This window comes from Mycobacterium sp. (assembly GCF_035653355.1).
In the GTDB taxonomy this organism is placed as follows: Bacteria; Actinomycetota; Actinomycetes; order Mycobacteriales; family Mycobacteriaceae; genus Mycobacterium.
Window position 1 is genome coordinate 1 of sequence record NZ_DASRBZ010000006.1, and the last position, 9,393, is coordinate 9,393.

12 protein-coding genes are annotated in these 9,393 nt (G+C 65.9%); 5 read left to right on the forward strand and 7 right to left on the reverse strand.

The features are described 5' to 3' along the window. Positions 1–89: 89 nt before the first annotated feature. The 5 genes from VFA16_RS00165 to VFA16_RS00185 form a co-directional block, all read right to left on the reverse strand. The gene (locus VFA16_RS00165) at positions 90–647 is read right to left on the reverse strand and encodes a hypothetical protein (protein WP_324965872.1); all 558 of its coding nucleotides are present in this window, start codon (positions 645–647) and stop codon (positions 90–92) included. A 34-nt stretch (positions 648–681) separates the two neighbouring features. Beyond that, positions 682–1,137: an STAS domain-containing protein gene (locus VFA16_RS00170; RefSeq protein WP_324965873.1), complete on the reverse strand. Its 456-nt coding sequence runs from the start codon at positions 1,135–1,137 to the stop codon at positions 682–684. 150 nt (positions 1,138–1,287) lie between these two features. Then, the gene (locus tag VFA16_RS00175; RefSeq protein WP_324965874.1) at positions 1,288–1,782 is read right to left on the reverse strand and encodes an SRPBCC family protein; all 495 of its coding nucleotides are present in this window, start codon (positions 1,780–1,782) and stop codon (positions 1,288–1,290) included. Then, positions 1,782–2,411, reverse strand: a complete 630-nt coding sequence (locus tag VFA16_RS00180) for a nitroreductase family protein (protein WP_324965875.1) — start codon at positions 2,409–2,411, stop codon at positions 1,782–1,784. The genes VFA16_RS00175 and VFA16_RS00180 overlap by 1 nt, the downstream gene beginning before the upstream one ends. A 7-nt stretch (positions 2,412–2,418) precedes the next feature. Beyond that, positions 2,419–2,901, reverse strand: coding sequence for a carboxymuconolactone decarboxylase family protein (locus tag VFA16_RS00185; protein ID WP_324965876.1), 483 nt, complete (start codon positions 2,899–2,901; stop codon positions 2,419–2,421). A 167-nt stretch (positions 2,902–3,068) separates the two neighbouring features. Between VFA16_RS00185 and VFA16_RS00190 the strand changes: the two genes are divergently transcribed. From VFA16_RS00190 to VFA16_RS00205, 4 genes are read left to right on the forward strand one after another with little or no spacing between them, the layout of a single operon-like run. Then, positions 3,069–3,767 carry a hypothetical protein gene (locus VFA16_RS00190; protein ID WP_324965877.1) on the forward strand — a complete coding sequence of 233 codons (699 nt, stop codon included), beginning with the start codon at positions 3,069–3,071 and terminating at the stop codon, positions 3,765–3,767. Between the two features lie 4 nt (positions 3,768–3,771). After that, positions 3,772–5,214 (forward strand): fatty acid--CoA ligase family protein, encoded by a 1,443-nt coding sequence (locus VFA16_RS00195; RefSeq protein WP_324965878.1) that lies wholly within the window; start codon positions 3,772–3,774, stop codon positions 5,212–5,214. A gap of 16 nt (positions 5,215–5,230) precedes the next feature. Further along, entirely contained in the window at positions 5,231–5,944 is a 714-nt protein-coding gene (locus tag VFA16_RS00200; protein ID WP_324965879.1) for a hypothetical protein, read from the forward strand. Further along, the gene (locus VFA16_RS00205; RefSeq protein WP_324965880.1) at positions 5,896–7,128 is read left to right on the forward strand and encodes a cytochrome P450; all 1,233 of its coding nucleotides are present in this window, start codon (positions 5,896–5,898) and stop codon (positions 7,126–7,128) included. The genes VFA16_RS00200 and VFA16_RS00205 overlap by 49 nt, the downstream gene beginning before the upstream one ends. On the opposite strand, the gene VFA16_RS00210 is transcribed toward VFA16_RS00205, so the two are convergent. After that, positions 7,125–7,733, reverse strand: coding sequence for a TetR/AcrR family transcriptional regulator (locus VFA16_RS00210; protein ID WP_324965881.1), 609 nt, complete (start codon positions 7,731–7,733; stop codon positions 7,125–7,127). The two genes, VFA16_RS00205 and VFA16_RS00210, sit on opposite strands and share 4 nt — an antisense overlap. A 23-nt stretch (positions 7,734–7,756) precedes the next feature. Between VFA16_RS00210 and VFA16_RS00215 the strand changes: the two genes are divergently transcribed. Further along, a complete protein-coding gene (locus tag VFA16_RS00215) occupies positions 7,757–8,626 on the forward strand; it encodes an alpha/beta hydrolase (RefSeq protein WP_324965882.1) in 870 nt (289 codons plus the stop codon). Here the strand turns inward: VFA16_RS00215 and VFA16_RS00220 are convergent. After that, on the reverse strand, positions 8,612–9,393 hold a 782-nt coding region (locus VFA16_RS00220), incomplete at its 5' end, for a glycosyltransferase 87 family protein (protein WP_324965883.1). The genes VFA16_RS00215 and VFA16_RS00220 overlap by 15 nt on opposite strands.

The window sequence follows — 9,393 nt, forward strand, 5'->3', positions numbered from 1 at the left end:
GGTTTGTCCGGAGTCGCCGAAAAGATCGACCGAACGGCCGGGGGCGTACTCGCCGGTTTCCATGCCCCAAGTCGGGTGTGTAGCTCTGGTCAGGGCTTCGGCGGTTGTGGCGCGCCGTGCGATCCGACGATCGCGTTGAGGATGTCCATCTGCGTTTTGACTTCTGCCGGGGACTTGCCGGGGTCGACGCTTGCCGCGTCGTTCTTCTGCCACGGCTGGCAGCCGTCTGTCTTGAACGTCTTGTCGGTGGGGTCGATCTGCACGACCTGGGGCTTTTTGCTCATCGCGTTGTCGACGATGTCGCTGCCGTTGGTCCGCTTCCAGTAGCAGGTATGGCCCTGCGCCGGTCCGGCCGAGGTGTAGACGCCCGGCACGATGTCGGTTCCCACCGTAAATGTGCCGTCATGGTCGATAGTCGTCTTGGGTCCAGGCGGTGCAGCCTGGGCGTGCGTGGGCGATCCCGCTTGCGCAGGCGGTACGGGCGGTGCGGCCTGCGGTGGCGGTCCAGGTGGTCCCGGTGATCCCGAGGGTTCATGCGGTGCGGGCGCCGGCGGCGTCGAAGGGTCGGCGCTGACGACGCCAGTGGACCCGGCCAAGCCGATGAGGACAGCGCCTGCGGCGACGATCGCTGCTTTCTTCAGCACCATGAAACAGCAGCGTACGCCGTAGCGGAGGCTGCTGCTAAGCCGACCTGGTGAGCAGGGGCAGGAGCACGCGACGGCGCATAGCTATGACGTCAGCGAAGTGCTGCAGCGCCTGGTGCACCGAGTCCACGACTGGAAAAGCACCGTCCTCGTTGGTGATCCGCAGGATCTGCGATACCGCGCGACTTGGGACCAGCGCCCACTCCACTCCAGCGCGGCAGCATTCGTCGTCGATGCGGTGCAGTAAGGAAACGGCTTGTGCAGCGAAGCAATCGACAGCACTGAGGTCGAGGACAAAGGGATTGTCCTCGAGGACGAATCGCCTGACGTACTCGCCGACACGGTCGACGTTTCCGGCGTCGATGGCACCGCTGATCGTCACCACGGTGGCCAGATGGCGACACTGGGTCCGGATCCGGGCGGGACCGCAGTCGAACACTGGGTTGCGGTAGCGGGGCGTGAGGTCCGCCACCGTATTAGTCGAAACGGTCATGCGACTACCTCACTTCTCAATGGCGTTGCCATTCGCTGGGTTGAGCACGGCCTCAACCTGATTCGAACGGTATGCGGCGAATCTAAGGTGACCGGCAGCAGTGCTTAATACTTTGCTAAGAAAGGACTTTGGCGCCTCGACCGCGCGATGCTAAGGAAGCCGCCGAACGCGGCCGGCGTAGCTCAGTGCGTGCGCGTAGGTTTCCAGGTTGTCCCGCGAGATTTTGGCGTGCACTGGACGCTCGAGAAGAAAACGCAGCACCGGGTTATACGCGTGATAGTCCTCATGAAAGGTGAGCACTGTGGTGCCGTCGGGTTGTTCCTCGAGTTCGTGGTAACCCTCCGCGCGCGACCATAGCGGCTTCCCGATTGCCACATAGCGCGAGAGTTTGTTGAGCTTCGCCTCCGTCACGGTCTCGAATGACCGTCCCTTGCCGCCGGAGAACAAGTACTTGGGTACGGCGAACACACATGTGCGGACCAAACCCTGACCCGCCTCGTCGCCTTCGTGCAAGATCTCCATGCTGCCGGTGGGCCACTTGAGGACCCGCGGCCGTGGAGAATTCGGCGGAGCCGGCGGGTGCAGCACCCGCCACACTTTTTCCGGCGGCGCATCGACATGAAATCGCACTGTGTATGAGCGCATCAGTGTTCTCCCCAGGTATTCCAGAAAGTGACTGTCTCCGCGGGCGGCCGAGATGCCGGTCGAAACTGGCTGCCGATCGTGTACGCCACGGGGAACAGCGCGGCCTGCGTGACCGTGGCGGGTATGCCAAGCAGCTCGGCCACCTGTTGCTCTTTGGCCAAATGCATTGTGGTCCAAACAGATCCCAACCCGCGGGAGCGAAGAGCCAGCAAGAAGCTCCAGGCGGCCGGGACGATCGATGCCCACGCCGATGCGGCAACCACGCGGTCGCTTTCGTCAAAGCGGCGCTGCAGGCACGGGATGACGTGGACGGGTACCTGGGCCAGCGTCTCGGTGAGGGCATGGGCGCTGCGATAGACGCGCCGGGTCTGTGGATCGGCCTCGGTGGCCGCGGCATGGGCGAGGTACTGGGCGCCGATGCTTCGGTAGATCTCGGCGATGGCGGCACGCTTGGCGGCGTCGGTGATCACCAGCCAACGCCAGTCCTGGGCGTTGCTCGCGGTCGGCGCCTGCATGGCCAGCCGCACGCAATCGAGGATCACCTCGCGGTCGACGGGCCTTGTCACGTCGAGGCGTTTGCGCACCGCCCGGGTGGTGGTGAGCAATTCGTCGACCGAGGCGATGTCCACCGGTCGCTCAGACGTCGATCGCGCAGGACTGGTCGATGCCGAGCACGGTCAAGGTGCGGCCGAGACCAAGGAAAACCGCAATGCACAGCGTGAGGTCGAGGATCTCTGCGTCGGTGAACAGTTCGCGCAGGCGGCTGATGAACGCGTCCTCGATAGAGGGATGGTCAGTGGCAAAGCGCTCGGCGTACTCGATGGCAAGTCGCTGCCGCGGCGTGTAGCCCGGGTAGGTGGCATATGCCGCGACGTTGTCGTACAGCTCTGGAGCGATGCCGGCCTCGAGCACCGACGGTGCGCGAAACCCGGAACAGGCGACGCAGTCGTTGATCTGCGCGATGCGCATCCTGGCCAGCTCGCGTTCCTCGGACGGCAGGATGCTCTGCTGGTAGGCGCCCTTGATCATCCGCTCCACCATGCCGCCAAGCTCGGGGCGCAGCGTCCAGACCATCGCGGCCTCGCCGCCGGGACCGTCGGGGACGTCGATTCTGGCCATGGGGCGACTTCCTGCGGGTGAGCTGGGTGCCGTCTGAGCAAATCAGATTTCCGATGTTGCTGTCTACATGTGTGTGTTGCCGAATGGCCGTGGACACGACAGGGCACGCGGAATAACGTGCGTGAAGCGCGGGCGCGCAGCGCAGGCCCGCTTTGGGAGGTCTCGGCATGCTGTTCATGCACGAGGTGCACAAGGTGCGTGGGCGCGCCGAAGACGACTTTGAGGCTGCCTTCCGCGAAGGCTGGATGCCACTGCTGGGTGCCGGCGACGAGGCGCGGTTGTTGTGGTACGCCAACCACGCCCACGGCAGCGGCCCCTCCTACACCGTCGTCACCGTCACCGCCGTTCGCGACGGAGCGGCCTGGGAGCGCCTGGCGGTCCGGGTGCAGAAGGGCGATCTGCGGCAATGGATGCGCGAACTCGACGAACTGCGCTACGACGTCGAAGCCAAGCTGCTGACGCCGCTGCCATGGTCGCCACTTCAGGATGTGCCGTTCGAGCAGGTTCCCGTCGATGGTCGCGAGCACGAGCTGACGCTCTATATGGAAGACACCATGTGGCCGTTTGCAGACAAATTCATCGAATACATCGACCGCTGCGGTGAGGTGTACGCCAAGAGCCTCGACCGGCCGGCGGCCATGCTTACCATCGAGGCTGCCTTCCGGCCGGCCCTGGGCAGTCACCTACGCCGGGAGGTCGCGCTGATGCAGCGCATCCACCGGCCCGACGCCTTGCTCCAGCTACTGCATACCGAGATCCCGCCCGAGCAGCGCGCTCCGGGCACCTGGATGCACGACGCGCTCGACCTTCGCGATCGGTGGACCAGCCGGCTGCTGCGGACCTCGTCATGGTCGCCCCTGTACTGAGCGCATGAACATCGGAACGATCGTCGACGCCCCCGCAGCGGGCGATCCCGGCCGCCGTGCACTGATCATCGACGGTCGCGTCGTCAGTTATAGCGAGCTGGCAACCGCGGTGGACCGCTGCGCGGCTGGCCTGGCCGCAAACGGGGTGGCCGGCAAACGTGTCGCGGTCGTCGACACCGGAAGCTTGCTGTCGATCGCGGCGGTGCTGGGTGCGGCGCGCATCGGGGCGGCGGCTGCGCTGATGAACCCCGCACTTACACCGGTGGAGCTCCGGGGGCTGCTGTTGCGTGCCGGGTGCGCCGACGTCGGTGTCGCGGGTAAGGCGTACGCGGATCGGCTCAGTCAAGCCGGTGCGGCCAAGGCGCTGACGGCCGCCGAACTCTTGGGCGACGGTCCGGCTCACACGCCGCGACCCGTGGAGAACGTCGACGATCATGACACTTTGGTGTTGTTTACCAGCGGCACGACCGGGCTGCCGAAAGCGATCGCCATCAGCCATGCGCGGCTGAGTGCACGAATTACCGGATTTACCATGCCTTTTCGGCGCGACACGGTACCCGCGGTCAGTTTGATGTGCGTGCCGTTCTTCCATGTCGGTGGTGCGTTGGGCATGCTCGGCAGCCTGTACTCCGGCAACACTTCGGTGGTGCAGGACCGGTTCGACGCCGGAGAATGGTTGCGCCTCGTGCACGAGCATCGGGTCAGCAGCGCGTTTCTGGTGCCGACCATGCTGCAGCGGATCCTCGACCATCCCGCCTTCCCCCGCACTGACCTCAGCTCACTGGTCGCGATCGCGTACGGCGCGGCTGCTGCGCCCGTCGCGCTGGTGCGCAGGGCGATGGCGGCGCTACCGAATGTGGCTTTCGCCAACGTCTTTGGGCAGACAGAGACCCTGGGCGCCTACACCACCCTGTCGCCCGACGATCACCGCGACCCCAACCGGGTGGGATCGGTGGGCCGGCCGCTTCCCGGGGTTGACGTGCGGGTGGTCGACCCCGACACGGGCATGGAGGTCGAACCCGGAAATATCGGCGAGCTATGGGTCAACACCAGCCAGAACGTGACGGGCGGCTGGCTGCACACCGGTGACCTCGCCCGCCAAGATCGCGACGGCTACATCTATCCCGCGGGCCGGCTGACCGACACGATCAACCGCGGAGGAGAGAAGTTCGGGCCAATCGAGATCGAGGAGGCCATCCGCACCCATCCCGCGGTCAGCGACGTGGCGGTCGCCGGGATCGCCGACGACGAGATGGGCCAGCGGGTCGGGGCTGCCGTGGTGGCGCGCACGCCGGTGTCTCTCGACGAACTGCGCTCGCACTGCCGTGAGCTGATCGCGTATTTCAAACTGCCCGAAGAGCTGGCGATCGTCGACCACATTCCCTACAGCGAAACCGGCAAGGTCAACCGCCACCAGCTCGCCGCGTTGATCGCAGACGGAGCCTGAGCCGAAAGGAGTCGCCGTGCTGTTCCTTCACGAAACCCACCGGGTGGTCGGCGCGCGCGAAGACGACTTCGAGGCGGCCTACCGCGAGGGCTGGATGCCCACATTGGCCCGGGACGACAACGCCCGGCTGCTGTGGTACACCAACCACGCCCACGGCTCTGGGGTCTCCTACAACGTCGTCACCATCACCGCCATAATCGATGGCGCGGCGTGGGAGAACCTGACCCGCCGCGCCCAAACCGGGGACCTGGCGCCATGGATGCGCGAGCTGGACAACCTGCGCCACGAGGTGACCGGCAAGATTTTGCTCCCAGTGGAGTGGTCGCCGCTGCAGGAGGTGGATTTGGCGAGCGTGCCGACCGACGGCGCAACACACCCGTTGAGCTTGTTCATGGAGGACACCGGGTGGCCCGACGCCCCGCTGGACGACTACGTCCGGTCCTGGGATGAGATCTACTACCGGCCGCTCTCGCAGGCGCCGCCGGGCATGCGGCTGCTCGACATCCAAGCGTGTTTCCAGGTGGCGCACGGCAGCTACAAGCGCCGGGAAGCCATGCTATGGCAGAAGATCGATCCGTCTAACGACTATGCGGCGCTGGTGCACCTGCTGACCACCGACCTGCCGCCCGAGCGGCGAGGGCCGGGCAGTTACATGTTCGAGGCCCTGAAGTTTCGCGACCAGTGGGAGAGCCGGCTGCTGCGCACTTCTGCGTGGTCGCCGCTGTACTGAGCGCGGGTATTGCCATCTTCAAGTTTCCGATCGGGCGAGCCGCCACCCTGCGCGAGCTCGAGGAAGACCCGCACCCACTGCTGGCACGGCTGCGGGCCATCGAGCCGGTGACGTGGCTGGAGGCGCTGGGCGGATGGCTGGTTACCCGGTACGACCTTGCGGTGCGGGTATTGCGCGACCCCGCGACCTTCACCGTCGACGATCCCCGATTCTCCACCTCGCGGGTCGTGGGCCCCAGCATGCTCTCGCTCGACGGGGCGGCTCACGTGCGTCACCGTGACGCTTTCGCGCGACCGTTTCACCCCGCGCGAGTCCGCGAGCGGTTCACCGCATTCATCGCTGCGCAGACCGATCGGCTGATTGCCGAGATGCAACCGGCGGGCCGCGCGGAGTTGCGCAGGCAGTTCGCCGGTCCACTCGCCGCCGCCATCGTCACCGAAGCGCTGGGCCTGCGCGGCATCGACACCGATGCGGTGTTGAGCTGGTATGCGGCGATCGTGGCTGCGGTGTCCGAGGCGACGGGCGGGCGGCCGGTGAGCGCAGCCGGAGCACACGCTTTCGGGCAGCTGCGCTCCGCCGTGCTGGCGGCGCGCGATGACCCCCGCTCGGTCTTGGCGGAGGCGGCACGGACGCCCGACGGTCTCAGTCCCGACGAGGTGGCCTCGAACGCGGCGGTACTGATGTTCGGCGGCGTCGACACCACCGAAGGCATGATCCTCAACACGGTTCGGCACCTGCTGGATGACCGGCAGGCACTCGCGGCGGTCCGCGCCCGAATCGATCTGCTAGCCAACGCGATCGAGGAATCGATCCGCCTCGAGCCTGCCGCCGCGTCCGTCGACCGATACGCAACCACCGATGTCGAGCTCGCAGATGCGCGCGTTCAGCGCGGTGATCTGGTGGTGGTATCGCTTGCCGGGGCCAACCGAGATGCGAGCGTCTTCGCCGAGCCCGACCGTTTCGACATCTACCGGGCCAATGCTCGGCTCAATCTGGCTTTCGCTCAGGGACCGCACTTCTGCCTCGGTGCTCAGCTCGCCAGAACCGAGACCAGGATCGCGGTCGCTCGACTCTTGGATCAGCTTCCCGGCCTGCGCCTCGCCGATGAGCGGCCGAATGCGCCACGCGGTCTGGTGTTTCGCAAACCGCCGCGCTTGCACGTGCGTTGGGCAACCTACTCCTAGCAGCAGATGACGCCGACTGCTGCGTCGGCTAATCCCTTGAGCACCTTGGGCTCTGCACCTGTGCGGGACCGAAGAGCGATCGTGATGAGCGTGGCGGTGGCGATGTGCGCAGACGCTCGGGGGCTAACCGCGGCCGAGAGTTCCCCCTCGGAAGCCGCCCGCCGAAAACGTTCCGCGAACAGTTCGGTGAATGCGTCAAACGTCGAATCGGCGATGTCGCGGACCCGTTCGTCGCGGGTCGACTCTGTCACCGCCGTGCCGACGAGAAAACAGCCGCGGGGCGCATCGTCACCGGCGAGGTAGAACGAGGTCGCGTCGCGGTAGATCGCACGTAGCGCGGCACGCAGCGGCCGCGGCAGGCCCAGCTGATGAGCAAGCCAGGCGCGACTATCGGCGGCGTAGCGGTCGACGGCAGCCACGTAGAGGTCTTGCTTATCGCCAAAACCGGCGTAGATGCTCGGCCGGTTCATCCCCATCGCGGCCGCGAGGCCGTCGAGCGACGTCGCAGCGAAACCATTGCGCCAGAACGTGTCACGTGCACGCTGAAGTGCGGTGTCTGGGTTATAGGCACGTGGCCGGCCGCGCTGTCGTCTTGCGGTCTCCATAGTTTCACACTACATTGCACAAAATGAGTTTTTTATATACCGCCTCGAACAAAAACAAAGAGTGCAGCCTCGACGGCCGCCGAGTGCGCTATGTCGATACCGGCACCGGCGAGCCGGTGCTACTCCTGCACGGCTATCCGCAAAGCTCATCGTGCTGGCGCCATCAGATACCGGCGTTGGCCGCCGGCTACCGCGTCATCGCTCCGGACTGGCCCGGTTACGGCCACTCAGAACCGCCGGCCACACCGCCGACATACCACGCCGAGGTCGAGCGCATCGGGCAGCTCGCGGACCACATGGGGCTGGATCGGTTCAACCTCATCGCCCACGACTACGGCGGTTTCCTGGGGCTGGGTTACGTGCTGCGGCATCCGGACCGTGTGCTCCGGCTTGGGCTGCTGAATACACGGGGCCACAGGGTCTTTCGTCCATGGTTCTACGCGGTGATGCTGAACGTGCGGTGGATGGCGACGCATCGAGGTTCCGCCGCCGCGACCCGGCAGCTCCCGGTGGGCCAGCTGCATCGTCTGGCGCTGCGCCGCTACCGCAAGCTCGGCTGCTTCGACACCACGCTGGAAACCGAATACTTGGGCTGGATGGACCAGCCGCGTGGCAGACACGCTTTTGTCGAGTTCTACGCGAACTATCACCTGCCGCAGGTCCCGTGGCTGTCCGCAGGTTTGACGCAGATCATGTGCCCGGCCGCGATCATCTGGGGTGACCGCGATCTGTATATCCCGTTTCGGACCGCGCGCGAACTCGCTGAACGCATCCCCGCCGCGACCCTGACCCGGTTGCGCGGAGCCGATCACTACGTCATGGAGGAGCGCCCGCAGGACGTGACGGCGGCACTGCTGGAGTTGCTGGCCAGGCCGACCTCACCGCGCCTGTAGCGCAAGTTGCGGCTCACGATCCGGCGTCGCCTTGGGAACCGTCGGCGAGCGCCGCAACCACGCCGCCGTGCAGATCAGCACGGCGAGGAAGACAAAGACATAGGTGCCGGGAACGATGTCTTTCCACATCCCGCCGGGCCGCAGGGAAAGCACGCTCGCCTCGCGGATATCACCGCCCGGCGCGGAGGTGAACCAGCCTGCCAGCAGGGCAGCCAACAACCACAAGGTCCACGCCGAGTACCTGCTGCGCAGGATGTACGCCCGATACCCCAGGTGAACCAGCAGCGGCGCGAACCACACCCAGTGATGGCTCCAACTGAACGGCGAGACGGCCGCCGAAGCCATGCCCACCAGCGCGATCCCCAGCACGGCATGACCACGCCGATACGCGATCGCCGCTAGCGCCACGGCAATAGCAGCTAGCGCAACGGACGCACCGGTGGCCAGCACAGCGGGACAGTGAAGACGATGCAGCAAGCCCTCCACCGTGGTATTGGAGAACGGATCGTGTGAAATCCGCCGGACGTCGCGGAAGCCTCGCCGCAGCCAGTAGTAACCGGATTCCCTTGGCAGCACAGCGAATCCGACGACGACGGTAACGACGAATGTCGCGGTTGCCACCAGTGCAGCACGCAGGCGCCCGATGGCGGCCAGGTAGATGATGAACAAGGCCGGGGTCAGCTTGATCCCAGCCGCCAGGCCGATTCCGATTCCCGCCCACTTGCGCTGCGCAGGTCCGAGCAGATCGGCGACGACGATCGCCAGGA